The sequence below is a fragment of the Ferrovibrio sp. MS7 genome, from assembly GCF_038404985.1.
In the GTDB taxonomy this organism is placed as follows: domain Bacteria; phylum Pseudomonadota; class Alphaproteobacteria; order Ferrovibrionales; family Ferrovibrionaceae; genus Ferrovibrio; species Ferrovibrio plantarum.
In genome coordinates this window covers 1,853,053-1,878,795 of the sequence record NZ_JBBKBA010000001.1, presented here as the reverse complement: position 1 = coordinate 1,878,795, position 25,743 = coordinate 1,853,053, and the positions used below count along the sequence as shown (strand labels likewise).

The window sequence follows — 25,743 nt, the reverse complement described above, 5'->3', positions numbered from 1 at the left end:
GTCTAGCGATTTCCCATACTACCCGCCAGGGAGGCTGCAGGGGCTTTTGATGGCGGGAGTGGAAGGCAAGGCGGAACGCGATCTCAGGCTGGATTTCTTCCGCGGCCTGGCGTTGCTGTTCATCTTCCTCAACCATATTCCCGGCAATGTGGTGAGCTGGATCAGCAACCGCAATTACGGCTTTTCCGACGCCACCGAAATCTTCGTGTTCATTTCCGGCTATTCGGTGATGCTGGCCTTCGGCGCCCTGCCCGAGCGCGTCGGCTGGACCGTCACCGCCGCGCGCATCGGCCGTCGCGTTTGGCAGATCTACACCGCGCATATCTTCCTGTTCATGGTGTTCGTGGCGCATATCGCCTATGTCGCCGACCGTTTCAACCCGGCCTTCGCCGAGGAAATGGGCATCGCGGAATTGTTCGAGCATCCGCATATCCTGATGCTGCAGGCGCTGCTGCTGAAGTTCAAGCCGGCGAACATGGATGTGCTGCCGATGTATATCGCGCTGCTGCTGGTTTTCCCGTTGCTGCTGCCGCTGCTGAAACGCTGGCCGAAAACACTGATGGCGGCGAGCTTCCTGCTCTGGTTCGGCGTACAGCAATGGCACTGGAACCTGCCGGCCTATCCGGAAGGCGGCTGGTTCTTCAATCCGCTGGCCTGGCAGTTCCTGTTCCTGATCGGCGCCTGGTGCGCCATGCACCGCAATGCCGCGCCCTGGCGGCGGCTGCCGGCTGGGCTGACAAGCTGGGCCGCCGGCCTCTACCTGCTGTTCGCCTTCGCCATCGTCTGTACCTGGCTCTACCCGCCGTGGAGCCAGTATGTGCCGCACTGGCTGCGCCGGATGCTTTACCCCATCGACAAGACCGAACTGGATTTGTTGCGCTTGCTGCATTTCCTCGCCCAGGCCTATCTGGTGGTGCGGTTGGTATCGCCGCATGCCGCCTTCCTGTCCTCCCGTCTGGCCCGCCCGGTGCTGCTCTGCGGCAAACATTCCCTGGACGTGTTCTGCGCCAGCATCTTCCTCTCCTTCGCCGCGCAATTCGTGCTGGTGGAAATCAGCCCCAGCCTGCCGGCGCAATTCCTGGTCAGCCTGGTCGGCATGGGCATGATGGTGGCGCTTGCCTATCTGCTGACTTGGTATACAGATACTGAAAAAGCCGGTTCGGCGCCGCGCGGAGGCAAAACCCGCGTGCCGGCCGGCGGGGACTGACCGGCCATGAGATGCCTGCTGCTGATACTGCTGCTGTTGCTTCCCGCCCTGCCCGGTGCGGCACAGACCAGCGCGAATACCGAGCCGAAGGAACGCTGCACGCTGCCCGACAGCCTGCGCTTCGTCGATGCGCCGCTGAAAAATCTGGCCAAGGCACTCAAGGCCCGCAGCGAGATCCGCATCGTGGTGCTGGGCACGTCGTCGTCATTGAAACACGATACCGGCGGCTTGGCGCGCACCTATGTCGCCGGCCTGCCCGATGCGCTGCAGATGCGTTTTCCCGGCAAACAGTTCAGCATCGACAACCTGTCGCTGCGGATGCAATCGACCACGCAGATGCAGAAGCGCATCGCCGCTGAAGTCGTGCCGGCCAAGCCCGACCTGCTGATCTGGCAGACCGGCAACGTGGAAGCCGCGCGCCAGACCGATCCGAACAGTTTCGCGGAAAGCCTCAGCGACGGCCTGCGCCGGCTGCGTGCCGCCGGCATCGACACCATCCTGATCGCGCCGCAATACCGCGCCCGGCTCTCGCCCATGGTGGATACCGAGCGCTTCGACCAGATGATGAACTGGGTTGGCGACAGCGAGGGCGTGCCGGTTTTCCCGCGCCACGACATGATGCAGTTCTGGGCCGAGAACGAGATCTTCGACCTGCAGGCCAAGAGCCAGGAAACCCAGATGCGCGAGGCTGAAACGATGAATGGCTGCCTGGCGCAGCAACTGGCGGAAATGATCCGCCGCGCGGTGGCCCTGCCGGCGCGTTAACCCCTTGTTTGAGCCGTTTTTTCCGGTCACTGAGGCGGTTTTCGCAGGCCAATTTTCCGGGGCCAAAAGGGCAGACTCGGGGGCCGCTTTTTAGTATAAGCCCGGCTATGACCCGCCAAACTCCCGTTTTCTGCGCCATCGACACCACCGAGCTGGCCTATGCCGCCCGCTGCGCCCGTGCCGCGACTGCCGCCGGCTTCGGCGTCAAGCTGGGCAAGGAATTCTTCACCGCCCACGGCCCGACCGAGGTGCGCGCCATCCTGCCCACCGGTGCGCCGCTATTCCTCGACCTCAAATTCCACGACATCCCCAACACCGTGGCCGGCGCCATCCGCTCGGCCGCCGCCGGCATGGGGCCGATGTTCGTCACCGTGCATGCCTCGGGTGGGGCTGCGATGATCCGTGCCGCCGTGGAGGCCGCCGCCTCCAGCCGGCAGAAGCCGCAAATCCTGGCCGTGACGGTGCTGACCTCGCTGGATGCTGCCGACCTGGAGGCTGTTGGGCTGGGCGGCGACGTTTCGGCGCATGTGGTGCGGCTGGCCAAACTGGCCCAGGCCAATGGCGCCACCGGCGTGATCTGCGCCGCCACCGAAATCGCCCTGCTGCGCGAAGCCTGCGGCCCGGACTTCAAGCTGGTGGTACCCGGCATCCGGCCGAAGGGCAGTGCTGCCGGCGACCAGAAGCGCGTGATGGGCCCGGCCGATGCGCTGAAGCTCGGCGCCGACCATCTGGTGATCGGCCGCCCGATCACCGAAGCCGCCGACCCCGATGCCGCCGCGCGTGCCATCGCGCAGGAAATCGCCGGGATTGCCTGATGGCCCTGTTCACCAAAATCTGCGGCATCACCGATCCAGTCGCGCTGGAGACCGCGCTGGAATTCGAGGCCGACATGCTCGGCTTCGTGTTCTTCCCGCCCTCGCCGCGCAATCTCGGCCTCGAAGCGGCGGTTTCCCTGCTCAACGAAGTACCCAGCGGCACTGATCGGGTCGGCCTGTTCGTCGATCCGAGCAACGACCAGCTCGATGCCATCCTCGGCAAGGCGCGGCTCGACCTGCTGCAATTGCATGGTGACGAGACGCCGGAACGCTGCCGCGCCATCACCATCTATTTCGGCCTGCCGATCATCAAGGCGATCAAGGTGAGCACGCCGGCCGACATCGAGAAGGCGCGCGAATACGAGGATATCGTCGACTGGCTGCTGTTCGATGCCTGTCCGCCGAAGGGCGCGACGCGGCCTGGCGGCAACGGCCAGGCTTTCGACTGGGATATGCTGAAAGGCAAGAGCTTCAAGCGCCCCTGGCTGCTTTCCGGCGGCCTGACTCCTGACAATCTCGAGGAAGCCGTGCGCCGCTCCGGCGCTACGGCCGTGGATGTCTCGTCTGGCGTGGAAAGCGCGCCGGGCAAGAAAGACCCGGCCAAGATCCGCGCCTTCCTCGATACCGCTTTTCGCCTATAAGGACTGAACGCATGACCGCGCTGAATTCCTATCGCTCCGGCCCCGATGAACGTGGCCATTTCGGCATCTTCGGTGGCCGCTTCGTCGCCGAGACGCTGATGCCGCTGATCCTCGACCTGGAGCGCGAATACACCGCCGCCAAGAACGATCCCGCCTTCAAGGCGGAGATGGATTACTTCCTCACCGATTATGTCGGCCGGCCGAGCCCGCTTTACTACGCCGAGCGCATGACCGAGCATCTTGGTGGCGCCAAGATCTATTTCAAGCGCGACGAGCTGAACCATACCGGCGCGCACAAGATCAACAATTGCATTGGCCAGATCCTGCTGGCCAAGCGCATGGGCAAGAAGCGCATCATTGCCGAGACCGGCGCCGGCCAGCATGGCGTCGCTACCGCCACGGTCGCCGCCCGCTTCGGCCTGCCCTGCGTGGTCTACATGGGCGAGACCGATATCGAGCGCCAGGCACCGAACGTGTTCCGCATGAAGCTGCTGGGTGCCGAAGTGCGCCCGGTCACGTCTGGCTCGCGCACGCTCAAGGATGCGATGAACGAAGCGCTGCGCGACTGGGTGACCAACGTGCATGACACGTTCTACATCATAGGCACGGCAGCCGGCCCGCATCCCTATCCGGCCCTGGTGCGCGATTTCCAGTCGGTGATCGGCCGCGAGACCCGCGAGCAGATGATGCGGAAGGAAGGCCGCCTGCCCGACAGCCTGGTTGCCTGCATCGGCGGCGGCTCCAACGCCATCGGCCTGTTCCATCCCTTCCTGGACGATCCGGATGTCGAGATCCACGCCGTGGAAGCAGCCGGCGAAGGCCTCGATACCGAGAAGCATGCAGCATCGCTGGCGCGCGGCGTGCCGGGCGTGCTGCATGGCAACCGCACCTTCCTGCTGCAGGATGCGGATGGCCAGATCACCGAGGCGCATTCGATTTCCGCCGGCCTCGACTATCCCGGCATCGGCCCGGAACATGCCTGGCTGCATGATGTCGGCCGCGTGCAATACGTCTCGGCCACTGACCGCGAGGCACTGGATGCGTTCCAGCTCTGCTCGCGGCTTGAGGGCATCATCCCGGCGCTGGAACCCTCGCATGCGCTGGCGCATGTCATCAAATGGGCGCCGACCCTGCCCAAGGATCACCTGATGGTGATGAATCTGTGCGGCCGCGGCGACAAGGATGTGTTCACCGTCGCCCGCGCGCTTGGCGTCACTCTCTAAGGAAGCCTGCCGTGAGCCGTATCGACGCCCGTTTCCAAGCCCTGAAAGCCGAAGGCCGCGCCGGCCTGATCACCTTCATCACTGCCGGCGATCCCGACCACGACACCTGTGCCCGGCTGCTGGCCGGCCTGCCCTCGGCTGGCGCCGATGTAATCGAACTTGGCGTACCCTTCACCGATCCGATGGCCGATGGCCCCTCGATTCAGGCCGCCAATCTGCGTGCGCTGGCCAATGGCGCCACTTTGCGCAAGACGCTGCAATTGGTGCGCGGCTTCCGCAAGACGGATAACGCCACGCCGATCGTGCTGATGGGCTATTTCAACCCGATCTCCGCCTATGGCGTCGATGCCTTCCTGAAAGATGCCAAGGAAGCCGGCGTCGATGGCCTGATCGTGGTTGACCTGCCGCCCGAGGAAGACGATGAACTCTGCCTGCCGGCGATCCAGGCCGGGCTGCATTTCATCCGGCTGGCGACGCCGACGACGGACGACAAGCGCATGCCCGCCGTGCTGGCCAACACATCGGGCTTCCTCTACTACGTCTCGATTGCTGGCATCACCGGCGCCGCCGCGCCCGATGCCAGCGCGGTGGCCGCTGCCGTGAACCGCCTGCGCAAGCATACCAAGCTGCCCATCGGCGTCGGCTTCGGCATCCGCGACGGCCAGCGCGCCGCCGAAATCGCCCGCGCGGCGGATGCCGCCGTCGTCGGCTCGGCCCTTGTCGAACGGGTGGCGGAAGCCCAAGTTAAGGGCATCGACCCGGCGGCGCATGTGCTGGCGCTGGTGCGGGAGCTCGGCGACGCCGTGCGCACCGCGCGCAAGTGATCTGAGGGAGTAACGCTATGAACTGGTTGACGCGCCCATGAACTGGTTAACACGCACGGTGCTGCCGAAGATCCGCGAGATGACGCGGAAGAAGGACACGCCCGACAACCTGTGGCGCAAATGCCCGGCCTGCGGCCAGATGATCTACTCCAAGGAAGTGGAGGAGAATCAGCATGTCTGCCCGAAATGCGACCATCACATGCGCATCGGCTCGAAGGAGCGTTTCGCCGCGCTGTTCGATGACGGCGAATACCAGACCATCGAATTGCCGGACGTGATCCAGGATCCCTTAAGCTTCCGCGACCAGAAGAAGTATCCCGACCGCCTGAAGGATGCGCGCAACAAGACGGCTTTGCGCGATGCCATCGTGGTGGCGCATGGCACGCTGCAGAAGAAGGACGTGGTCGTCGCGGTGCAGAATTTCGCCTTCATGGGCGGTTCCATGGGCATGGCGGCCGGCGAGGCCTTGATCGCGGCGGCGACGCTGGCGGTGAGCCAGCGCGCGGCGCTGATCGTGTTCGCCGCTGCCGGCGGTGCCCGCATGCAGGAAGGCATCCTCAGCCTGATGCAGATGCCGCGCACGGTGATTGCCGTGCAGCGCCTGCGCGAGGCGCATCTGCCCTTCATCGTGGTGTTGACCGATCCGACCACCGGCGGCGTCACTGCTTCCTATGCCATGCTTGGCGACATTCAGATCGCCGAACCCGGCGCGCTGATCGGTTTCGCCGGCCCGCGCGTGATCGAGCAGACCATCCGCGAGACCCTGCCGGAAGGCTTCCAGCGCGCCGAATACCTGCTGGACCATGGCATGCTGGACCAGGTGGTGCATCGCCACAAGCTGCGTGAGACATTGGGCCGCATCGTGTCGCTGCTGCTGGAGCCGGTGACCAAGGCCGACGTGGTGGCCCTGCCGCGCCCGGGCCTCGACGTGCCGCCGACCGGCGAAATCCCGCACGGCGCCATCCGGCCGCGTTGATCCTGGATTAGTTTCCACAGCCGTTTTTATACACTCGTCATGCCCGGGCTCGACCCGGGCATCTTTCTCTATTTGGCCTGAGATGCCCGGGTCGAGCCCGGGCATGACGATGGGGCATTGCGCCGCTCACTTCAGCGGCAGGCAGATATCCGTGAGCAATTCGGTCGGCGGCACTTCGCGCGGGTTGTTCAGGTAATCCTCGAAGACCGGCGCATCGGCGGCCTCGCGGCCCGATTGCACCAGCCAGGTGCCGAACAGCCAGTCATAGGCCGGCCGCATGTCGGAATACGGTCCCTTGTGGCGCAGCACGGCATACTCGCCGCCGCGCAATTCGGCGCGCTCAAGCGGCGCCTCCACCGGAAAGCCGGCATCGGGAATGACAATGCCTGCCGCCGAGCGCAACTCGGCTTCCGGCACCGAGGTCGGGTCGGAGTAATACAATCCCTTCATGCACAGCCCGGGCCGCAGCAGCCCGCGCGCGCCGAGCACGCCGAACAGGGTTTCGAAGGCACGGCCGATTTCCATGTAAGAGCCGCGATGCGGTACCACGGCGAGCATGGCGGGGCTGAGCTTGCGGATCGACACATCATGCATGGCAACGACTCCCTTGGGCGCGAATTGCAGGTTGAAGCGGGTGTGGCTGCCGCTCTTGCGGTATTCCGCCGGCGGCAGGCCATAGGCTTCCTTGAAAGCGCGGTTGAAGGCGGCGGCGCTGCCATAGCCGGCGCGCGGCCACACATCGTCGAGTGGCATCGGGCTATGCACCAGATCGGCGGCGGCGCGCTGCAGGCGCAGGCGCTTCACCGTCTGCACCACGGATTCGCCATAGACCGCCTGCCAGATGCGGTGCCAATGCCAGGGTGACAGCGCCGCCACCTCGGCCAGGATGGCAAGGTCGAGTTCGGCATCGAGATGGGCGTAGATATATTCCGTCACCCGCGTGAAGCGGCGGACATAGCCGGCCTGGTCTGTGGTACTGAAAAGCGGGTCGGACATGCGGGCATCCCTGCTGCGGCGAGAACGCTAAACCAGTATCATGGCCGCGATTGATAAATCTTGCGGAGTTCGCGTGGTCCCGTCTGCCCTGCCATCCGATGCCATCCTGAAACGCCTGATGGCGCTGCACCCGAAGGTGATCGACCTGTCGCTCGACCGCGTCGCCGGGTTGATGCGCAAGCTCGGCGATCCGCAGTTGAAACTGCCGCCGGTGGTGCATGTCGCCGGCACCAATGGCAAGGGCTCGCTGGTCGCCTATCTGCGGGCCATGGCGGAAGCCGCCGGCTTGCGCGTGCATGCCTATATCTCGCCGCATCTGGTGCGCTTCCACGAGCGTATCCGGCTGAATGGCAGGCTGATCGAGGAGGAGCGGCTACAGGCCTTGCTCAGCGACCTCGAACGCATCAACGGCGAGGCACCGATCACCTTCTTCGAGATCACCACGGCAGCCGCCTTCCGCGCCTTCGCCGAGGAGCCCGCCGATCTGGTGCTGCTGGAAACCGGGCTCGGCGGTCGGCTGGATGCCACCAACCTGGTGCCGCAGCCGGCGCTGACCGCCATCACCCCCATCGGCATGGATCACATCGCTTTCCTCGGCGACACGCTGGAAAAGATCGCGTTTGAGAAAGCCGGCATCCTCAAGCCCGGTGTGCCTTGCGTGGTCGGGCCGCAGCGCGCGGCAGCGGCCCGCGTGCTGGAGACACGCGCCGCCCAATTGCAGGCGCCGCTCTTGCGCCATGGCCATGAATGGCAGGTAGCGGCAACACGCGACGGCCTCGCGTGGCACAGCAATACGCAGCATCTGCGCCTGCCGCGCCCGGCCCTGCCCGGTCCACACCAGATCGAGAATGCCGGCACGGCGATTGCCTGCGCCCTGCAATTGAAGCTGCCCGAAGCCGCCATCGCGACGGGTTTGCGTGCCGTGGAATGGCCGGCGCGATTGCAGCGCCTGACCCAGGGCCCGTTGCTCGACCTGCTGCCGCCGGATGCCGAACTCTGGCTCGATGGCGGCCATAACCCGATGGCCGGCGAGGCGCTGGCGGCGATGCTGCGGCAATGGCATGCCGATCCGGCGACGCGGCGGCGCACCTATCTGGTGGCCGGCATGCTCAACACCAAGGAGCCGGGCGGCTTCCTGCGCCCCTTAAGGCCCCATATCGCCGCCGCCGCCACTATCCCCATTCCCGGCGAGGCCAATAGTCTGACGGCGGAGGATCTGGCTCGCATCGCGTTGGCCGAGGGCCTGAGCACCTGGCCGGCCACCAATGCCGCCGAGGCGCTGCGCTTCCTCTCGGGCCTGCACACACAAAAAGAGCCGGCGCGATTTCTCGTCGCCGGCTCTCTGTATCTGGCGGGCCAGGTGCTGGCCCGCAACTCGTAGGTATCGCCTTAGATCGACGAATTGATCCACTCGACCAGGCGGCTTTTCGGCATGGCGCCGATCTTGGTCGCCACCGGCTTGCCATCCTTGAACAGGATCAGGGTCGGGATGCCGCGCACGCCTAGCTTGGTCGGGGTGGTCGGGTTCTCATCGATATTCACCTTGGCGACGGTGAGCTTGCCGCCCATCTCCTGCGCGATTTCGTCCAGCGCCGGGGCGATCTGGCGGCACGGGCCGCACCACTCAGCCCAGAAATCGACCAGCACCGGGCCCGAGGCCTTGAGCACATCGGTCTCGAAAGAGTCGTCGGTCACCTTGGTCGTCGCGGCGGACATGGGAGTGGTTCCTTATTCTGGCGCGGTCCCGTTTGTGGGCCGCTGGTCGCAAATAAGGTAGGGAGGTGGCCGGGGAGCGTCAAGCAGCCACAGTATGTTGAGTCAACCCCATGTTCCGATTAACGAATCGGGCGGAATTTTTATGCGATTTAAGGGGTGACAAGCCCGGCTGCGGTCGTTACAGTTTGTAACACCGGATGGTCCTAGGCTATCCGGTTAGGGTAAACAGGGGGTTAACGGGGGAGTTAATGGCCTTGGGCTTGGCTGCGACGCTACGACGCTTTCACCGCATCACTGCGGTGGCGTTTGCCCTGGGCGCCCTACCGGCCCTGGCGCTCACCCCTTGGAGCGCCTCGGGCCAGCCGCGTACACACAAGCAGACCGAGAAAACCACCCAGACCGCCAAGGCACAACCGGCCAAGGCGGCGCCGAAGCAGCGCAAGCAGAAGAATGCCGAGCCGGCCCGCGCCGCCGCCCAGGCGCGCGGCGATGGCTTCATGATCGACGGTCGCTGGGTGCGGGTGGATATCATCAAGGGTGACACCTCCCTGCTCGGCTATGCCGGCAAGGCCCCCGCCGTGCTGATCCTGCATGGCTCGCATGGCCTTGGCGACGGCTCGCTATTCTACCCGCAGGCGAAGGCCCTGGCCGATCGCGGCATCTCCGCCTTCGTGGTGCATTATTTCGACGGCCTCTCCGAGGCCCGCAAGGCATCGCCCGCCCTGCATGAGCAGCGCGAGAAGGTAATCGCCTCGGCGATCTCCTATGTCTCCAAGCTCGGCTATGTCGACAGCGACAAGATCGGCGTGTTCGGCCTCTCGCTCGGCGGCTTCCATGCCCTGAGCCTCGGCAGCCGCGATGCCCGCGTGCAGGCGGTGGTGAACATGTTCGGCGCCATGCCGGCGGAAGTGCAGCGCAAGGGCATCGACCGCATGCCGCCGACCCTGGTGCTGCATGGCGACCGCGACCGCATCGTGCCGGTGCGCAAGGCGCATGAGCTGGAAAGCCTGCTCAAGGATGTCGGCGCCGATTACGAGATGAAAATCTACAACGGCGAAGGTCATGCCTTCAAAGGCGCCGCCAAGGATGATTCCATCGCCCGCACCACGGATTTCTTCGAGCGCCATCTCGGCACCGACCGTGGCCTGCTGGATAAGCCGATCGAACTCGACCTCGCCCTGGCGCCGATGGTGCCGGAAAAGGACACGCTGCCGATCCGCGCCTTCACCATCGCCGACGAACTCGGCAATGTGCAGGCCAGCCCGGCGGCAGCCGCCGCTGCTACCCCGGCTGCCGATGCCGACCTGACCCCGGAAGAGGCCAAGGCCGAAGCCGGCATGATCGACCTGCCGCCGATGGAAGAAGGCACCCCGATCAACTGAGTTGCCGTTTCGGCTCAAACAAAAAAGCCCAGGCAAGCCCTGGGCTTTTTTGTTGCGCCTTCCTTCTCGTCATGCGCGGACTTGATCCGCGCATCTCAGGCTGGTGATCAAGAATGGCATGAGATCCCCGGGTCAAGCCCGGGGATGACGTGGGAATGTGTGGCGGGCATGCCCCACCCCCGTCGTCATTGCCGGGTCAAGCCCGGCGGTGACGTGCGGTTTGGAGGATAAAGCAGCACGTGAATGCCCCGGCTTGGCGGGGGCATTCACGAGTCATTCTATTCAAGCCGCCTTGGAATAGGTCGTGTCGACCAGTTGGGCGATGGCGCGCATGATCTGCGTCAGGTTGAAGTCCTTCGGCGTGAATACGGCGGCGATGCCGGCTGCGCGCAGCTTGCGCTCATCCTCTGGCGGGATGATGCCGCCGACCACCACCGGCACGTCGCCGATGCCTTCGGCGCGCATGCGCTCGATCACATCGGTTGCCAGCTCAACATGGGAGCCAGAGAGGATCGACAGGCCGACAAGGTGGACGCCTTCTTCCAGCGCCGCCGAAACGATCTGTTCCGGCGTCAGGCGGATGCCTTCATAGACCACTTCCATGCCGCAATCGCGTGCCTTCACCGCGATCTGCTCGGCACCGTTGGAATGGCCATCGAGCCCTGGCTTGCCGACCAGCAGCTTGATCGGGCGGCCAAGCCGGCGTGCCACGGCGGCGACTTCGGCACGCAATTCATCCATGCCATCGTCGGCGGTAGCATTGGCGGAGGCCGCGACACCCGTGGGCGCGCGGTATTCACCGAACACGCCACGCAGGCAGCCGGCCCATTCACCGGTGGTGACGCCGGCCTTCGCCGCCGCAATGCTCGGCTCCATGATATTGCGCCCTTCGCGCGCCGCCGCTTCCAATTCTTTTAGGGCTGCCGCCACTGCCTGCGGGTCACGCTGTGCACGCCAGGCCTTCAACCGCTCGATCTGCTCAGCTTCGGCGGCAGGATCGACGGTCATGATGGCGCCGCCCTCGGAGGCCACCAGCGGCGACGGCGCGCTTTCGGTGAACTTGTTGACGCCAACCACGGTGATCGCACCGGTTTCGATGCCGCGCACGCGATTGGTGTTGCTCTCCACCAGCGCCTGCTTGAGATAGCCGCTCTCGACCGCCTGGATCGCGCCGCCCATATCCTCGATGCGCTTGAGTTCGGCGCGCGCGGCAGCCTTCAATTCACTCACCTTGGCATCAATGGCCGGGTTGCCATCGAACAGGTCGCCATATTCCAAGAGGTCGGTTTCATAGGCGACGATCTGCTGCAGGCGCAGCGACCATTGCTGATCCCAGGGACGCGGCAGGCCCAGCGCTTCGTTCCAGGCCGGCAACTGCACGGCGCGGGCACGCGCCTTCTTCGACAGCACCACCGCCAGCATCTCAAGCAGGATGCGGTAGACATTGTTTTCCGGCTGCGGCTCGGTGAGGCCGAGCGAATTCACCTGCACACCGTAGCGGAACAGCAAAGCCTTCTCGTCGGTGACGCCGTAGCGTTCGCGGCCGATCTCCTCCCAGAGATCGACGAAGGCGCGCATCTTGCAGATTTCGGTCACGAACCGGATGCCGGCATTGACGAAAAAGCTGATGCGCCCGAAAGCCTGCGCGAAATCTTCCGGCGGCACCTGGCCCGAGGCCTTCACCGCATCGAGCACGGCAATGCCGGTCGCCAGCGCATAAGCCAGTTCCTGCACCGGCGTCGCGCCGGCTTCCTGCAGGTGATAGCTGCACACATTGGTCGGGTTCCACTTCGGCAGCTCGCGATAGGTAAACGCGATCACATCGGTGATCAGCCGCATCGAGGCCGCCGGCGGGAAGATATAGGTGCCGCGCGAGAGATATTCCTTGATGATGTCGTTCTGCACCGTGCCGTTCAGTTCGGCCCGGCTGGCGCCCTGCTCCTCGGCCACCGCGATATAAAGCGCCAGCAGCCAGGCCGCCGGGGCGTTGATGGTCATGGAGGTGTTCATCTTGGCCAACGGGATCTGGTCGAACAGCACCCGCATGTCACCCAGATGCGCCACCGGCACGCCGACCTTGCCGACTTCGCCGCGCGCCAGCACATGGTCCGAATCGTAGCCGGTCTGGGTCGGCAGGTCGAAAGCGACGCTCAAACCGGTCTGGCCGCGGCCCAGATTGGTGCGGTAAAGCTCGTTCGAGGCACTGGCCGAGCTATGCCCGGAATAGGTGCGAAAAAGCCAAGGTTTCTCGACCGCGGCGGCAGAATCCGGCTTTTTGCTAGTGCGAAGAACGGGTTGCGCAGCAGCAGAGGCTTCAACGGGCTTCGTCATAATAATATTCCGTCGCGATTCGATTTTGGGACATTAAATTGCCCCCTTGCGGCCTGCAACGGAAATATCATAACCTCCGCTGCACTGCAAAACGCACTTGCCATTTTTGCGGCACCGCCGAAAAATGTCAATCGCATTGCAGCGCCTGCACTCGCCTATGGCGGGTCAGGCAGGGGCAAAGATGATCTGACGAGGGGTTACCTCGGTGAAGGAGAATAACATGTCCAATGCGGGTGGGACCGTGGTGACGCTGCAGACTTCCAATGGCACGCCGGTCAAGGGTGGCTACAAGGACCTCTACGAGGTGGGTGAGATTCCGCCGCTCGGCCATGTGCCGAAGCAGATGTATGGCTGGGCGATCCGGCGCGAGCGCCACGGCCCGCCGGAAGATTCGTTCCAGCTCGAAGTATTGCCGACGCCAGAGATCGACGCCGACGAAGTGCTGATCCTGGTGATGGCGGCGGGCGTGAACTACAACGGCGTCTGGGCCGGCCTCGGCGTGCCGATTTCGCCCTTCGACGTGCATAAGGCGCCGTATCACATCGCCGGCTCCGATGCGTCGGGCATCGTCTACGCCGTCGGTCGCCGCGTGAAGCGCTGGAAGGTCGGCGACGAAGTCATCGTCCATTGCAACCAGGACGACGGCGACGACGAGGAATGCAATGGCGGCGATCCGATGAACTCGCCGACCCAGCGCATCTGGGGCTACGAGACGCCGGATGGTTCCTTCGCCCAGTTCGCTCGCGTGCAGTCGCGCCAGCTCATGCCGCGCCCGAAGCACCTGACCTGGGAAGAAAGCGCCTGCTACACGCTGACGCTCGCCACCGCCTACCGCATGCTGTTCGGCCACCGCCCGCATATCCTGCGGCCGGGCCATAACGTGCTTGTGTGGGGCGCCGCCGGCGGCCTCGGCTCGATGGCGATCCAGCTTGTCGCCATTTCCGGCGCCAATGCCATCGGCATCATCTCGGATGAATCGAAGCGCGACTTCGTGATGAGCCTGGGCGCCAAGGGCGTAATCAACCGCAACGACTTCGATTGCTGGGGCCAGTTGCCGCCGGTGCTCGATGTCGAGAAATACGCCGAGTACATGAAGAAGTGCCGTGCCTTCGGCAAGGCAATCTGGGACATCACCGGCAAGGGCAACGATGTCGATTTCGTGTTCGAGCATCCGGGCGAGCAGACCTTCCCGGTGAGCTGCTTCGTCGTCAAGCGCGGCGGCATGGTGGTGTTCTGCGCCGGCACCACCGGCTTCAACATCACCTTCGACGCGCGCTTCGTGTGGATGCGGCAGAAGCGCATCCAGGGCAGCCATTTCGCCAACCTGCTGCAGGCCAGCCAGGCCAACCAGCTGGTGATCGAACGCCGCCTCGATCCCTGCATGTCGGAAGTGTTCTCCTGGGCCGACATTCCGCGCGCCCACACCAAGATGTGGAAGAACCAGCACAAGCCGGGCAACATGGCGGTGCTGGTCTCGGCCAAGGTGCCGGGCCTGCGTACCGTCGAGGACGCCATCGAGGTCGGCAACAACTGACCTGAAGGCCGGGGCGCGGCGCAAAGCCGCGCCCCGTTCTCTTTATGCAACGCTTCTCTCTCATAACGAAGACCGCCCGCCATGTCCGCTGCCGTCAAACTGCCTGCTGCTCCTGAAAGCCTGCTGCTGCCCAACCTGCTCGCCACCTGCGGCGAAGCGCTGGGGGCCGCCGAGCAACTGGTGGCGCAAGCCACGGCGGCGGTGGCGCAGCTGGTGCGCGGCGCCGATGGCCGCATCGATACGGCGCGGCTTGAGGAAGAGCAGTTCGCCTGCCATGGCCTGTCGTGGTTCGCCACCTATGCCGCGACCATGAAGGAAACGCTGCACTGGGCCGAGCGGCTTCAGGCTGATGGCCGCCTGAGCGAACTGGAAAGCCTGATCCTGCAGGCCGGTTTCGGCGAATACCTGGCCCAGCTTCAGGGCGGCATCGCCATGAGCCAGGTGGAAATCTGCCGCCCGGAAGACCTTGGCGTGACCCAGGAAGCGCTTGGCGCCTACCGCATCCCGGCGGTGCTGACCCTGGTGCAGGGCGGCAACAACAGCGCCGTGCGCAGCCGCATCGCGCAGCTTATCAGCGACAGCCTGAACACTGGCAATTTCGGCGAACTCGGCCTGGACGAGACCCTCGCCATGGTGCGCGAGCAGTTCCGCCGCTTCGCCGAGGACAAGGTGATCCCGTTTGCCCATGACTGGCACCGCAAGGATGAATTCATCCCGATGCCGGTGGTGTTGGAAATGGCCGAGATGGGCGTGTTCGGCCTCACCATTCCTGAAGAATACGGCGGCCATGGCTTCGGCAAGACCGCGATGTGCGTGGTGTCGGAAGAACTCAGCCGCGGCTATATCGGCGTTGGCAGCCTTGGCACCCGTACCGAAATCGCCGGCGAGCTGATCCTGCGCGGCGGCACGGAAGAGCAGAAGAAATACTGGCTGCCGAAGCTTTCCTCGGGCGAAATCCTGCCCACCGCCGTGTTCACCGAACCGAATACCGGCTCCGACCTCGGCAGCCTGCGCACCCGCGCGATCAAGAACGGCGACTTCTACGAAGTCACCGGCAACAAGACCTGGATCACGCACGCGGCGCGCACCGACCTGATGACCCTGCTGGTGCGCACCGATCCGAGCGAGCCGGGCTACAAGGGCCTCTCGATGCTGCTGGCCGAGAAGCCGCGCGGCGACGATGCCAATCCCTTCCCCGCAGAAGGGATGAGCGGCGGCGAGATCAAGGTGCTCGGCTATCGCGGCATGAAGGAATACGAGATCGGCTTCGATGGCTTCAAGGTGAAGGCCGGGAACCTGCTCGGCGGCCGCGAGGGCCAGGGCTTCAAGCAGTTGATGGAAACCTTCGAGTCGGCCCGCATCCAGACCGCCGCCCGCGCGCTCGGCGTGGCGCAATGCGCGCTCGAACTCGGCATGAAATACGCGCTTGACCGGGTGCAGTTCGGCAAGCCGATCTATTCCTTCCCGCGCGTGCACGGCAAGATCGCCTGGATGGTGGTGGAAACCATGTTCGCGCGCCAGCTCAGCTATTTCGCCGCGCGCGAGAAGGATGCCGACCGCCGCTGCGACCTGGAAGCCGGCATGGCCAAGCTGCTCGCCGCCCGCGTCGCCTGGTCGAATGCCGATAATGCGCTACAGGTGCATGGCGGCAACGGCTATGCCGAGGAATACCCGATCAGCCGCGTGCTGTGCGACGCGCGCATTCTCAACATCTTCGAGGGTGCCGCCGAAATTCAGGCGCAGGTGATCGCCCGCCGCCTGCTGGAGCAGCGCAACGGCTGAGCCTGGAGCCAGCCGTCAGACGAAGAAATCCGGGATCAGGTCCTTCTCCGCCACGCCTTCATGGCGGTAGATGGCGAAGTCGGTGACGCCGGCTTCGCGCAATACGTCATCATCGATGAAGAAATTGCCGGTGCAGGATTTGCTCTGCCGTGTGAGGATCGCATGCGCGGCATCGGCGAGGATTTCCGGCTTGCGGCAGCGGCGGCGGAAATCCGGCCCGGTGATCACGTTCATCGCATCGGTATCGACGGCGGTGCGCGGCCACAGCGCGTTCACCGCCACGCCCTTGTCGCGGAATTCGCCGGCCATGCCGAGCACGCAGAGGCTCATGCCGAATTTCGCCATGGTGTAGGCGACATGCGGCGCGAACCAGCGTTCCTCAACATTGAGCGGCGGCGACATGGTGAGGATATGCGGGTTCGGCGCCTTGAGCAGATAGGGCAAAGCCTTCTGCGAACACAGATACGTGCCGCGCAGATTGATCTGATGCATCAGGTCGAACCGCTTCATCGGCGTTTCCAGCGTGCCGGTGAGGCTGATGGCGGAGGCGTTGTTGATCAGGATGTCGATGCCGCCGAAGCGTTCAGCAGCCTGCGCCATGGCGGCTTCCACCACCGCTTCCTCGCGCACATCCACCACCAGCGGCAAGGCCTGGCCACCGGCCGCCTCGATGGCCTCGGCGGCGGAGTAGATGGTGCCGGCCAGCTTGGGATGCGGCGCGGTGGTCTTCGCGGCAATGACGATATTGGCGCCATCGCGGGCTGCGCGCAAAGCGATGGCCAGCCCAATGCCCCGGCTGGCGCCGGTAATGAACAGCGTCTTGCCCTTGAGCGTCGTCATGCGCCCCTCCCCTCGGTTTTTGTTCTTTACTGTGCCGCCTCGGCCAGCAGGCGGCGGCTGTATTCGTAGACCCCAGCGGCGTTGACCCGGCGCTCGATCAGGCCTTCTTCCATCAGGTGATGCAGATGCGCCACCGCCTCGCCGGCAGCCAGCGTCAGATGCCCGGTGATGTCGCGCTTGAACAGCAGCGGCAGGGTATCCAGCGCCGTCATCGGCTTGTCCAGCGCCTGCATGATGATATCCAGGCGTTCCTGGTGGTGGCGCTTGAGATAGGCGATACGGGCATGCAGGCCGACGAACACGTCGCCATGGGCCGGCAGCACCCAGACATCCGCCGGCAGGTCGGCGAAGCGGTCGAAGGACTTGAGATACAGCGTCAACGACGCGGCATCCGGCTCGCCGGGATAGACGCCGATATGCGGGCTGATACGCGGCAGCACCTGGTCGCCGGAAATCAGCAGGTTGAGATCGGCGCAATACAGGCTGGCATGTTCCGGCGAATGGCCGCGTCCGATGATGACTCGCCAATCATGGCTGCCGATGCGCACGCTATCGCCTTCCACCATGCGGTGGTAGTAGCGCGGGATCTCGCCCACCGCCTTGCGGAAATTGCCGAAGCCGCTGGCCTTGATCTTCTCCATCTGCTCCGGGCTGAAGCCCATGCGCTGATAGAAGTCGATCACTTCCGCCGGCACTTCAGGCAGGCTGTCGAGCATCAGCATGCGGCCGAAGCTCCACTCGCCCAGCGTCATCCAGAGTGGCGCCTGCCAGCGTTCATGCAGCCAGCCGGCGAGGCCAATATGGTCGGGATGGAAATGGGTGCAGATGATGCGGGTGATCGGCAGGCCGCCGAGATGGCGCTCGAACACCTGTTCCCAGAGCGCCTGCAGCTTGGCTGAGCGGAAACCGGTATCCACCACGGTCCAACCTTCGCCATCGCGCAACAGCCAGAGATTGATGTAGTCTAGGCCGGGAATGGGGATCGGCATGCGCAGCCACAGCGCGCCGGGACGCAGTTCGTAAACCTCGGCATCGCCGGGGCGCGGGCCTTGCGGATGCCCGGCGAATGGGTAGCTCAAGCCGATTTCGCGCTCTTGCAGCTCGGACACGGTTGGATTTCCTTGCAGTCTGTCGGGAGAATATTATGACGTTGTTATGGATAATCTAGGGTGACGTTAACGTTAGCGTCAATGGCATGACCTCAACCCCTTATCAGATAAAGGATTTCGCCAAGGGCGAAATGCTCTTCCGGGCCGGCGATCCGGTGCCGGAAGCGGCTGCCGAGGCTTTTCTGGTGCTGGAGGGCCGGCTTGAGGTGTTCCTCGATGGCGCCGATGGCGAGCCGCTGCCGCTCGGCAATATTGAGGCCGGACAGATCGTCGGCGAAATGGCGCTGCTCGATGGCCAGCCGCGCTCGGCGCATGTGCAGGCCGGCCCGAAGGGCGCGCGCTGCGCCGTGATCACCCGCAGCGTGCTGCAGCGCCTGGTCGGCGAAGCCGATCCGGTGCTGCGCGGGCTGCTCAATGCCTATGCCAAGCGGCTGCGCAGCGCCAACCAGCAGCATGCGGCGGCGGCTGAAAGCGCCGTCGAGCTTTCCGGCCTCAACGAACCGGAGCGGCCGCGCGGCGGCCCGACCATGGTTGGTGTCACCAACAAGGCGGCGATTGCCGCGCTGCTGAGCAAGGCGGCACGCGATGCGGGCTGCGAACTGACGCTCTATCCCAATGGCAGCAAGGCATGGCCGGCGCTACAAAGCGGCGCCAAGCCAGCCATCGTGGTGGCGGTGGCGACCGCCAGCGAGGATGACGGCCCGGCGCTGGCCAAGCTGATCGCCATGAAACTGGCGAAGCCGCGCCCCGGCTTCGTGCTGATCGGCCGCGCCGATGGCAAGCCGGTGAGCTTCAACCCGAAGGAAGTCGATGATCTGGTCGACCAGCCGGTGGAAGCCACCGCGCTGGCCGATGTGATCAAGGCGCGGCTGAAAAACCCGCCGCGCTCCTAGACTTCAGGCGCGCAGCAGATCCGGCGTCACCTGGGCGAGATCCTTGGCGCCTTCCATGGCGCCGAGGCAGCGGCCTTCCACCGCCGTCAGCACCTGTTCGGCATAGAAGCGCGCAGAGAGAATCTTGGCGGCGAAATACGGATCGGTGCTGCCGGCTGCGATTTCCGCCTTGGCCGCCAGCGCCAGCTTGGCGAGCAGCCAGCCGCCAACGGTTTCCGAGAAAGCGCGGTGATACGGCGTGGCGCCCGAAAGCGCCGCATTGGCATCCTTGGCCAGCGTGCCGGCCATCCACAAGGATGCCTTAACCAGGGCTGCCAGCGCGCGCGACAATTCGCGCTGCACGGAAGCGAAGCCCTCGCCGGCGGCACCAAGTGCCTTCACCGTGGCCTCGATTTCTGCGAACAGCCGCTTTACGGCGTCGCCGCCCTGCAGGCCGAGCTTGCGCGTCACCAGGTCGATGGCCTGGATGCCGTTGGTGCCTTCATAGATCGGCAGGATGCGGGCATCGCGGTAATGCTGCGCGGCACCGGTCTCCTCGATGAAACCCATGCCGCCATGGATCTGCACGCCGATGGAAGCGACTTCGACGCCAACATCGGTGGCCCAGCCCTTCGACAGCGGCGTGAGCAATTCCACCAGCGCCTTGGCGTCAGCGGCCTTGTCCTTGTCGGTGTCGTGATGCGCGCGATCGATGCTGGCGGCGTTGAGGTAGATCAGCGCGCGCAACGCCTCGGTCTGGGTCTTCATCAGCATCAGGTTGCGGCGCACATCGGCGTGTTCGATGATCGCCACATGCTGTTCGGCATTCATGCCGGGATGGCGGCCCTGCTTGCGGCCCTCGGCATAGGAAAGCGCCTGCTGGAAGGCGCGCTCGGCAATCGCCAGGCCCTGGCAGCCGACGCTGAGGCGGGCATTGTTCATCATGGTGAACATGCAGCGCATGCCCTGGTTCTCTGCGCCCAGCAGCCAGCCGATGCATTCGTCATTGTCGCCATAGGACATGACGCAGGTCGGGCTGGCATGGATGCCGAGCTTGTGTTCCACCGAGACGACGCGCAGGTCGTTGCGGCGGCCCAAGCTGCCATCGGCCTTCGGGATGTATTTCGGCACGATGAAAAGCGAGATGCCCTTGGTACCGGCCGGCGCACCCGGCAGGCGGGCCAGCACCAGATGCACGATATTCTCGGCCATCTGGTGTTCGCCATAGGTGATGAAAATCTTGGTGCCGGTGATGCGGTAGGTGCCATCGCCATTCGGCACCGCCTTCGACTTCAGCGCACCGACATCGGAGCCGGCCTGCGGCTCGGTCAGGTTCATGGTGCCGGTCCAGGTACCGGCCACCATCTTCGGCAGATACATCGCCTGCTGTTCCGGCGTGCCATGGGCGATGATGGCATCAATCGCGCCCTGGGTGAGCAGCGGGCAGAGCGAGAACGAGAGATTCGATGCCTGCACCATTTCCTGCACCGCCATGGTGACGGCCCAGGGAATCGCGCCGCCGCCGATTTCCTCGGCAAAGGGCATGCCATTCCAGCCGGCCTCGGCGAACTGCTTGTAGGCCTCGGCGAAACCATCCGCCGTACGCACGGTGCCGTTCTCGACGCGGGAACCCTGCTGATCGCCGATGCGGTTCAGCGGCGCCAGCACGCCGGTGGCGAATTTCGCCGCCTCCTCCAGCACCGCCGCCGCGGTTTCCGGCTCGGCATTGCCCAGGCCCGGCAAGCCGCTCAATTGCTGCAGGCCCGCCACCTGTTCCAGCACGAAACGCATATCCTTGATCGGCGCGGTGTAGGTCATGGCGGGGTCTCCTCGAACGACTGTTTGATTTGCAGGGTGATAATATGGACTGAGGCGGCGAGCAAGCCCAGGACTGGTAACACGGGCCGGTTGCGGCTACACAATCGCGCCATGGCTGACGCTACGACATCCATCACGCCCGACGCGGCCGCCCGCCTGCTGGCCCAGGGCGAGGTGGTGGCGATACCGACCGAGACCGTCTACGGCCTTGCCGCCGATGCCACCAATCCGGCGGCGGTAGCGAAGATTTTCGCCGCCAAGGGCCGGCCCAGCTTCAACCCGCTGATCAGCCATGTGGCGGATTTCAGCCAGTTGCACGATCTAGTGGAAACCGACGAGCGCGCCCGGGCGCTGGCTCAAGCCTTCTGGCCCGGCCCGCTGACCTTGGTGCTGCCGCGCAAGCCCGGCTGCCCGGTGGCCGAAACCGTGTCGGCCGGCCTGCCCAGCCTGGCCATCCGCATCCCCGCCCACCCTGTTGCCCATGCCATCCTGGCCCAGCTCGGCCGCCCGGTTGCGGCACCCTCGGCCAACCGCTCCGGCCATGTCTCGCCGACCACGGCGCAGCATGTCTGGGACAGTCTGGGGGCTGAAATGCCGGTGGTGGATGGCGGCGCCTGCCCGGTGGGGCTGGAATCGACCGTGATCGGCCTCAGCGGGCCGGACACATTATTGCTGCGGCCGGGCGGCATTGCCGCCGAGGCCATCGAGGCGGCACTCGGGCAGAAGCTGAAGCTTCCCACCCATGGCAAGCTGGAAAGCCCCGGCATGCTGCTGAAGCATTACGCGCCGGGCCGACCGGTGCGGCTGGATGCAACCGCCCCCCAGGGCCGCGAGGGGCTCTTAAGCTTCGGCCCTGCCCTGCCCGGTTTCGCGGCATACTATCCGTTGAGCGAAAGCGGCGATCTCGCCGAGGCGGCGCAGAAACTTTATGCCGGCCTGCATGCCCTGGACCGCGATGATCTGGACGGCATCGCCGTGATGCCCCTGCCGGAACAAGGCCTGGGCGTGGCGATCCTCGACCGTTTACGGCGCGCGGCGCGCGGGCGATAATCGGCGCGTCATGACCGCGCTTGCACCTGAACTTCTGAACCGTTTCCGTGACATCGTCGGCCCCAAGGGCTGGGTGTCCGATCCCGATATCCTGGCACCGCATCTGGTGGAGCCGCGCGACATCTATAGCGGCATCACGCCGCTGATGCTGCGCCCGGCCAGCACGGCGGAAGTGGCCGCCATCGTGAAGCTGGCGCGCGAAACCCGCACCAAGCTGGTGCCGCAGGGCGGCAATACCGGCCTGGTCGGCGGCAGCATCCCGTTCATGGGCAATGACGAAATCATCGTGTCGCTGCAGCGCATGAACAAGATCCGCGCCCTGGATGCGCTGAACGACACCATCACCGTGGAAGCCGGCTGCGTGCTGGCGCAGGTGCAGCAGGCGGCGCGCGATGCCGACCGCCTGTTCCCGCTCTCCATCGGCTCGGAAGGCAGTTGCACCATCGGCGGCAACCTTTCCACCAATGCCGGCGGCAATGCCGTGCTGCGCTATGGCAACACGCGCGAACTGGCGCTGGGTCTGGAAGTGGTGCTGGCCGATGGCCAGGTATGGGATGGCCTGCGCGGCCTGCGCAAGGACAATACCGGCTACGACCTCAAGGACCTGTTCATCGGCGGCGAAGGCACGCTTGGCATCATCACCGCCGCCGTGCTGAAACTGCACCCGCTGCCGAAGGCCACCGCCACCGCCTTCACCGCCATACGTGATCCTTCGGCGGCCATCGAATTGCTGGCCAAGGCCAAGGCGATGAGCGGTGGCCAGGTGACCGGCTTCGAGCTGATCGGACGGCTGCCGCTGGATTTCGCGCTGAAGCACAATCCCGGCACCAGCGACCCGATTGCGGCGCGCTATGACTGGTATGTGCTGATGGAATTCTCCTCGGGCAGCGACGATGGCTCGATCGGCACCACCATGGAAGCCGTGCTCGGCGATGGCTTCGAGGCCGGCCTGGTGCTGGATGCCGCCATCGCGCAATCGGAAACCCAGCGCGCGGCCTTCTGGAAACTGCGTGAGCTGCTGTCGAATTCGCAGCGGCCCGAGGGCGGCTCGATCAAATGCGACATCTCGGTGCCGGTATCGCGCATGCCGGACTTCATCGCGCAGGCGACCAAGGCGGTGGAGGCCCATATCGCGGGCGTGCGCGTTGTAACTTTCGGCCATATCGGCGACGGCAACGTGCATTTCAACCTGTCGCAGCCGGTGGGCTGGGAGAGAGCGAAATTCATGGCGCTGTGGGACGATGTGCACCAGATCGTGCACGATATCGCACACGGCATGAACGGCTCGATCTCCGCCGAACATGGCGTCGGCCGCATGAAGATCGACGAAATCGTGCATTACAAATCGCCCATCGAGATCGAGATGATGCGCAAGATCAAGCGCGCCTTCGATCCCGACAACATCCTGAATCCGGGTAAGGTGGTGAACCCATGATCCGCTGCTATATCGCCTCCAGCCTGGATGGCTATATCGCCACTGCCGATGGCGGCATCGAATGGCTGAAGCCCTTCGATGCCGAGGATTATGGCTACAAATCCTTCATCAACGAGATCGGCACCATCGTGATGGGCCGTACCACCTATGACCAGGTGCTGCTTTTCCCGGAATGGCCCTACAAGGGCAAGCGCGTGCTGGTGGTGACCAGCAGACCGCTGATCTCGGCACCGGCCGGCGTCGAAACCCGGCCAGCCCGCTTCCGCGAACTGGCAGACGAATTGCGCGGCCTGGGCCATGATGTATGGCTCTGCGGCGGCACGCAGTTGCTGGAGGGCTTCCTCGGCATCGACGCCGTCGACCGCCTGGAACTGTTCCTGATTCCGGTGACACTGGGCGGCGGCATCCCGCTGTTCCAGCGCGATACCGGGCCGCAGAACCGCCTGCGCCTGGCGCTATCGACGCCCTATCCCAACGGCGTGGTGAAGCTGGTCTACGACTTCACCTGAGTGGTGCCGATGGCATCCACCGGGCGCGAGCGCTGCGCCAGATAGACCACCACAATCAATGCCAGACCGGCCATGTCGGTGTAGATACCGGGCTTGATCAGCAGCAGCGCGCCGGCGACCAGCGCGGCGCGCTCCCATAGCCGGGTATGGCGGATCAGGTGGCCATGCAGGCCGGCAGCCAGGGTGAGGCAACCGATCGTGGCCGAAACCGTGGCATGCAGAATGGTCTGCCAATCACCGATGAACAGCAGTGCCGGTTCGTAAACGAACATGAATGGCACAATGAAGCCGGCAGCGCCGATGCGCACCGCCGCCCAGCCGGCATCCCAGATATTCGCCTTGGCCAGCGAGGCCGCGGCATAGACCGCGAGTGCCACCGGCGGCGTGATCGCCGAAAGAATGGCGAAGTAGAAGGCGAACATATGCGCGGCAGGTTCGATGACGCCGAGCTTCATGATCGCCGGCACCATCAGCGACACCATGACGATATAGGCCGGCGTGGTCGGCATGCCCATGCCAAGGATGATGCCGGCCACGGCTGTAAGCACCAGCGCCAGGATCAGGCTGTTCTGCGACAGGCCAACGATCATGTTGGTAAAGGTGATGCCGAGACCGGTAAGCGTAATCGAACCGATCACGATACCAGCGCAGGCACAGGCCAGCGCGACGGCCAGCGTGTTGCGCGCCCCATCTTCGAGGGCTTCCAGTACCAGATGCCAGGTGAGGCCCTGGCGGGTATTGGCGCGCAGCAGTGCCACCGGGAAGCAGGCGATCAGACCAGCCAGGGCACAGAGCGGCGCCGAATAGCCGGAGAACATGCCGGCCAGGATGATGGCCACCGGCAGAAACAGATGGCCGCGCTCGCGCAGCACCTGACCCAGCGCCGGCACTTCCGCAGCGGGCAGCCCCTGCAGGCCCTGGCGCTTGGCTTCGAAATGCACCGCGCCGAAGCAGGCAACATAGTACAGCAGCGACGGCACCAGCGCCCAGAGCGCAACGGTGGCATATGGCACCGCTAGGAATTCCGCCATCACGAAGGCGGCAGCGCCCATGATCGGCGGCATGATCTGACCGCCGGTAGAGGCGACGGATTCGACGCCGGCAGCGAATGCCTTGCTGAAGCCGGTACGCTTCATCAAGGGAATGGTGATCGGGCCATCCACCATCACATTGGCCACCGCAGAGCCTGAAATGGTGCCGAAGAGCGACGACGAAACCACCGCCACCTTGCCGGGACCACCGGCAGACCGGCCGGTCAGCGCCAGGGCGAAATCCATGAACAGCCGCCCGGTGCCGGTGCGCTCCATGAAGCTGCCGAACAGCACGAAGACCATGACATAGGATGCCGAGACGCCCAGGGTGGACCCGAAAATGCCTTCGGTGGTCATGTAGAGCTGATCCAGCAAGGTGAGCGGATCAACCTTGGTAAGGAACAACGCCTCGCCCATGAAAATCATCGCCGTGATCGGCAATGCCCAGCCGATTACACGCCGCGTGCAATCCAGCACCAGCAGCACCAGGGCAATCGACGCCACAACATCAAGCGGCTTGAGATCGTCGATATAGATGATGCGGTTGATGAAATAATCGTAGTTGATGAACAGATGGCCCATGGCAAGCAGGCCGAAACCGAGCAGCAACAGGTCGACCCAGAACAGCCGGCGGCTGCCATCCTGGCGCACGGCGAAAGGATACAGCAACAGAACCAGCACGATCGCGAAGGACAGATGGATGCCGCGATAGATCAGCGCCTCGGGCGGTGCTATCGCGATGGCATACATGTGATACAGCGCCATGGCGATGCCAATCGGCGCCGCGATGCGGGCGATCATGTTGCTGCCCAAAGTCATACTTCCCCCTCAGACCAATACCAATCGACCAGAAATCGAGCCGCCGCGCGCGCCTCTTGCGGGCGCTT

22 protein-coding genes are annotated in these 25,743 nt (G+C 64.6%); 15 read left to right on the top strand and 7 right to left on the bottom strand.

Going from position 1 to position 25,743, the window contains the following annotated elements; translation table 11 throughout:
• Window positions 1–49: 49 nt before the first annotated feature.
• From V6B08_RS08965 to accD, 7 genes are all read left to right on the top strand, one after another.
• The gene (locus tag V6B08_RS08965; RefSeq protein WP_341979829.1) at window positions 50–1,207 is read left to right on the top strand and encodes an OpgC domain-containing protein; all 1,158 of its coding nucleotides are present in this window, start codon (window positions 50–52) and stop codon (window positions 1,205–1,207) included.
• Window positions 1,208–1,213: 6 nt separating this feature from the next.
• Window positions 1,214–1,972, top strand: coding sequence for an SGNH/GDSL hydrolase family protein (locus tag V6B08_RS08960; protein ID WP_341979827.1), 759 nt, complete (start codon window positions 1,214–1,216; stop codon window positions 1,970–1,972).
• 107 nt (window positions 1,973–2,079) lie between these two features.
• Complete coding sequence (gene pyrF, locus V6B08_RS08955; RefSeq protein WP_341979825.1) at window positions 2,080–2,787, top strand: orotidine-5'-phosphate decarboxylase; 708 nt, start codon at window positions 2,080–2,082, stop codon at window positions 2,785–2,787.
• Window positions 2,784–3,428, top strand: a complete 645-nt coding sequence (locus V6B08_RS08950; RefSeq protein WP_440588811.1) for a phosphoribosylanthranilate isomerase — start codon at window positions 2,784–2,786, stop codon at window positions 3,426–3,428. The genes pyrF and V6B08_RS08950 overlap by 4 nt, the downstream gene beginning before the upstream one ends.
• 11 nt (window positions 3,429–3,439) lie before the next feature.
• Window positions 3,440–4,651, top strand: a complete 1,212-nt coding sequence (gene trpB, locus V6B08_RS08945; RefSeq protein ID WP_341979819.1) for a tryptophan synthase subunit beta — start codon at window positions 3,440–3,442, stop codon at window positions 4,649–4,651.
• A gap of 11 nt (window positions 4,652–4,662) precedes the next feature.
• Window positions 4,663–5,475, top strand: coding sequence for a tryptophan synthase subunit alpha (gene trpA, locus V6B08_RS08940; protein WP_341979817.1), 813 nt, complete (start codon window positions 4,663–4,665; stop codon window positions 5,473–5,475).
• Window positions 5,476–5,512: 37 nt separating this feature from the next.
• Window positions 5,513–6,451: an acetyl-CoA carboxylase, carboxyltransferase subunit beta gene (gene accD, locus V6B08_RS08935; RefSeq protein WP_341979815.1), complete on the top strand. Its 939-nt coding sequence runs from the start codon at window positions 5,513–5,515 to the stop codon at window positions 6,449–6,451.
• A gap of 126 nt (window positions 6,452–6,577) precedes the next feature.
• Here the strand turns inward: accD and V6B08_RS08930 are convergent, their stop codons facing one another.
• The gene (locus V6B08_RS08930; RefSeq protein WP_341979813.1) at window positions 6,578–7,447 is read right to left on the bottom strand and encodes an AraC family transcriptional regulator; all 870 of its coding nucleotides are present in this window, start codon (window positions 7,445–7,447) and stop codon (window positions 6,578–6,580) included.
• Window positions 7,448–7,520: 73 nt separating this feature from the next.
• On the opposite strand from V6B08_RS08930, the gene V6B08_RS08925 reads away from it, so the two are divergent.
• Complete coding sequence (locus V6B08_RS08925; protein ID WP_341979811.1) at window positions 7,521–8,828, top strand: bifunctional folylpolyglutamate synthase/dihydrofolate synthase; 1,308 nt, start codon at window positions 7,521–7,523, stop codon at window positions 8,826–8,828.
• Between the two features lie 8 nt (window positions 8,829–8,836).
• On the opposite strand, the gene trxA is transcribed toward V6B08_RS08925, so the two are convergent.
• Window positions 8,837–9,163, bottom strand: coding sequence for a thioredoxin TrxA (trxA, locus tag V6B08_RS08920; protein WP_341979809.1), 327 nt, complete (start codon window positions 9,161–9,163; stop codon window positions 8,837–8,839).
• Window positions 9,164–9,411: 248 nt separating this feature from the next.
• Here trxA and V6B08_RS08915 point away from each other — a divergent pair, with 248 nt between their 5' ends.
• Complete coding sequence (locus tag V6B08_RS08915) at window positions 9,412–10,545, top strand: dienelactone hydrolase family protein (RefSeq protein ID WP_341979806.1); 1,134 nt, start codon at window positions 9,412–9,414, stop codon at window positions 10,543–10,545.
• A gap of 282 nt (window positions 10,546–10,827) precedes the next feature.
• On the opposite strand, the gene V6B08_RS08910 is transcribed toward V6B08_RS08915, so the two are convergent.
• Window positions 10,828–12,876: a methylmalonyl-CoA mutase family protein gene (locus V6B08_RS08910; protein ID WP_341979804.1), complete on the bottom strand. Its 2,049-nt coding sequence runs from the start codon at window positions 12,874–12,876 to the stop codon at window positions 10,828–10,830.
• Window positions 12,877–13,096: 220 nt separating this feature from the next.
• Between V6B08_RS08910 and ccrA the strand changes: the two genes are divergently transcribed.
• Window positions 13,097–14,410: a crotonyl-CoA carboxylase/reductase gene (gene ccrA, locus V6B08_RS08905; protein ID WP_341979802.1), complete on the top strand. Its 1,314-nt coding sequence runs from the start codon at window positions 13,097–13,099 to the stop codon at window positions 14,408–14,410.
• A gap of 81 nt (window positions 14,411–14,491) precedes the next feature.
• On the top strand, window positions 14,492–16,192 hold the full coding sequence (locus V6B08_RS08900) for an acyl-CoA dehydrogenase family protein (protein WP_341979800.1): 1,701 nt from the start codon (window positions 14,492–14,494) through the stop codon (window positions 16,190–16,192).
• Between the two features lie 15 nt (window positions 16,193–16,207).
• Here the strand turns inward: V6B08_RS08900 and V6B08_RS08895 are convergent, their stop codons facing one another.
• Both V6B08_RS08895 and V6B08_RS08890 read right to left on the bottom strand, forming a co-directional pair.
• Window positions 16,208–17,032 (bottom strand): SDR family oxidoreductase, encoded by an 825-nt coding sequence (locus V6B08_RS08895; protein ID WP_341979798.1) that lies wholly within the window; start codon window positions 17,030–17,032, stop codon window positions 16,208–16,210.
• 26 nt (window positions 17,033–17,058) lie between these two features.
• Entirely contained in the window at window positions 17,059–18,141 is a 1,083-nt protein-coding gene (locus V6B08_RS08890) for an MBL fold metallo-hydrolase (protein ID WP_341979795.1), read from the bottom strand.
• Window positions 18,142–18,227: 86 nt separating this feature from the next.
• Here V6B08_RS08890 and V6B08_RS08885 point away from each other — a divergent pair, with 86 nt between their 5' ends.
• Entirely contained in the window at window positions 18,228–19,034 is an 807-nt protein-coding gene (locus tag V6B08_RS08885) for a Crp/Fnr family transcriptional regulator (protein ID WP_341979793.1), read from the top strand.
• A gap of 3 nt (window positions 19,035–19,037) precedes the next feature.
• On the opposite strand, the gene V6B08_RS08880 is transcribed toward V6B08_RS08885, so the two are convergent.
• On the bottom strand, window positions 19,038–20,831 hold the full coding sequence (locus tag V6B08_RS08880) for an acyl-CoA dehydrogenase (RefSeq protein ID WP_341979791.1): 1,794 nt from the start codon (window positions 20,829–20,831) through the stop codon (window positions 19,038–19,040).
• Between the two features lie 111 nt (window positions 20,832–20,942).
• Here V6B08_RS08880 and V6B08_RS08875 point away from each other — a divergent pair, with 111 nt between their 5' ends.
• The 3 genes from V6B08_RS08875 to V6B08_RS08865 are packed head-to-tail and all read left to right on the top strand — an operon-like array spanning window position 20,943 to window position 23,825.
• Window positions 20,943–21,881, top strand: a complete 939-nt coding sequence (locus V6B08_RS08875; protein WP_341979789.1) for an L-threonylcarbamoyladenylate synthase — start codon at window positions 20,943–20,945, stop codon at window positions 21,879–21,881.
• 10 nt (window positions 21,882–21,891) lie between these two features.
• The gene (locus tag V6B08_RS08870) at window positions 21,892–23,316 is read left to right on the top strand and encodes an FAD-binding oxidoreductase (protein ID WP_341979787.1); all 1,425 of its coding nucleotides are present in this window, start codon (window positions 21,892–21,894) and stop codon (window positions 23,314–23,316) included.
• Complete coding sequence (locus V6B08_RS08865; protein ID WP_341979785.1) at window positions 23,313–23,825, top strand: dihydrofolate reductase family protein; 513 nt, start codon at window positions 23,313–23,315, stop codon at window positions 23,823–23,825. Before V6B08_RS08870 ends, V6B08_RS08865 begins: the two co-directional genes overlap by 4 nt.
• Here the strand turns inward: V6B08_RS08865 and V6B08_RS08860 are convergent.
• A complete protein-coding gene (locus V6B08_RS08860; RefSeq protein ID WP_341979784.1) occupies window positions 23,810–25,675 on the bottom strand; it encodes a TRAP transporter permease in 1,866 nt (621 codons plus the stop codon). The two genes, V6B08_RS08865 and V6B08_RS08860, sit on opposite strands and share 16 nt — an antisense overlap.
• Window positions 25,676–25,743: the final 68 nt, after the last annotated feature.

Excerpts from the sequence above, each read along its gene's own strand:
- V6B08_RS08965 (WP_341979829.1), top strand. The coding sequence starts at position 50 with ATGGCGGGAGTGGAAGGCAAGGCGGAACGCGATCTCAGGCTGGATTTC.
- V6B08_RS08960 (WP_341979827.1), top strand. The coding sequence starts at position 1,214 with ATGAGATGCCTGCTGCTGATACTGCTGCTGTTGCTTCCCGCCCTGCCC.
- pyrF (WP_341979825.1), top strand. The coding sequence starts at position 2,080 with ATGACCCGCCAAACTCCCGTTTTCTGCGCCATCGACACCACCGAGCTG.
- trpB (WP_341979819.1), top strand. The coding sequence starts at position 3,440 with ATGACCGCGCTGAATTCCTATCGCTCCGGCCCCGATGAACGTGGCCAT.
- accD (WP_341979815.1), top strand. The coding sequence starts at position 5,513 with ATGAACTGGTTAACACGCACGGTGCTGCCGAAGATCCGCGAGATGACG.
- V6B08_RS08930 (WP_341979813.1), bottom strand. The coding sequence starts at position 7,447 with ATGTCCGACCCGCTTTTCAGTACCACAGACCAGGCCGGCTATGTCCGC.
- trxA (WP_341979809.1), bottom strand. The coding sequence starts at position 9,163 with ATGTCCGCCGCGACGACCAAGGTGACCGACGACTCTTTCGAGACCGAT.
- V6B08_RS08915 (WP_341979806.1), top strand. The coding sequence starts at position 9,412 with ATGGCCTTGGGCTTGGCTGCGACGCTACGACGCTTTCACCGCATCACT.
- V6B08_RS08910 (WP_341979804.1), bottom strand. The coding sequence starts at position 12,876 with ATGACGAAGCCCGTTGAAGCCTCTGCTGCTGCGCAACCCGTTCTTCGC.
- ccrA (WP_341979802.1), top strand. The coding sequence starts at position 13,097 with ATGTCCAATGCGGGTGGGACCGTGGTGACGCTGCAGACTTCCAATGGC.
- V6B08_RS08900 (WP_341979800.1), top strand. The coding sequence starts at position 14,492 with ATGTCCGCTGCCGTCAAACTGCCTGCTGCTCCTGAAAGCCTGCTGCTG.
- V6B08_RS08895 (WP_341979798.1), bottom strand. The coding sequence starts at position 17,032 with ATGACGACGCTCAAGGGCAAGACGCTGTTCATTACCGGCGCCAGCCGG.
- V6B08_RS08885 (WP_341979793.1), top strand. The coding sequence starts at position 18,228 with ATGACCTCAACCCCTTATCAGATAAAGGATTTCGCCAAGGGCGAAATG.
- V6B08_RS08880 (WP_341979791.1), bottom strand. The coding sequence starts at position 20,831 with ATGACCTACACCGCGCCGATCAAGGATATGCGTTTCGTGCTGGAACAG.
- V6B08_RS08875 (WP_341979789.1), top strand. The coding sequence starts at position 20,943 with ATGGCTGACGCTACGACATCCATCACGCCCGACGCGGCCGCCCGCCTG.
- V6B08_RS08870 (WP_341979787.1), top strand. The coding sequence starts at position 21,892 with ATGACCGCGCTTGCACCTGAACTTCTGAACCGTTTCCGTGACATCGTC.
- V6B08_RS08865 (WP_341979785.1), top strand. The coding sequence starts at position 23,313 with ATGATCCGCTGCTATATCGCCTCCAGCCTGGATGGCTATATCGCCACT.
- V6B08_RS08860 (WP_341979784.1), bottom strand. The coding sequence starts at position 25,675 with ATGACTTTGGGCAGCAACATGATCGCCCGCATCGCGGCGCCGATTGGC.